Genomic DNA, 595 nt, shown 5'->3' on the forward strand with positions numbered 1-595 from the left:
CTCCACCGACCACAGCGGCAGGATCACCAGCGGGATCAACCGGTCCGGGGCGCTCGCGCACCATTCGTCGATGTGGTAATCGTTCCAGGCCTTGACCGAGAGCAACGCCAACTCCCGGTCCTTGCCTTCGAGGAAGACCGTTCCGGCGAACCGGGGGAACGAAGGAAAGGACAGTCCGGCTTGGACGCCGTCGATATCCATGTCCAGCACACGGGCTTTCGGGTCGAAGCAGCCGGCGATCATGTCCTCGTACCGGGTGGGCTCGGCGCCGTACTCCTCGGGTTTCTTCCCAGCCACCGCGTTGAGTCCGATGTACGGGTAGACACGGTCTTCGTAGATCCACACTTCGGCGAGTTTGGTGCCGGCATCACCGCGGGCGCCGTCACCGGCGTGCACCGATCGCGGCATCACCTTCTCGATGATCCGGGGTCCGGCGTCGAGGAACTTCTTCGGCAGACGATCCGACCAGAGCTTCGGATGCTCGATCAGGTGATCGTCGGTGGAAATCAGATGCATGTGGTTCTGCAGGGGCATGAGTCCTCCGGGGGTACCCTCAACGCACGCGAAAGGGATAACTTGTTTACCTATGTGGACG

At 62.2% G+C, this 595-nt stretch carries 1 pseudogene; it reads right to left on the minus strand.

Annotated features, from left to right (window positions below):
• Nucleotides 1-534: pseudogene (locus R4P64_RS33945) on the minus strand (amidohydrolase); the annotation flags it as partial.
• Nucleotides 535-595 lie beyond the last annotated feature (61 nt).

The sequence above is a fragment of the Rhodococcus sp. IEGM 1366 genome (genome assembly GCF_033142425.1).
GTDB lineage: Bacteria > Actinomycetota > Actinomycetes > Mycobacteriales > Mycobacteriaceae > Rhodococcus_F > Rhodococcus_F globerula.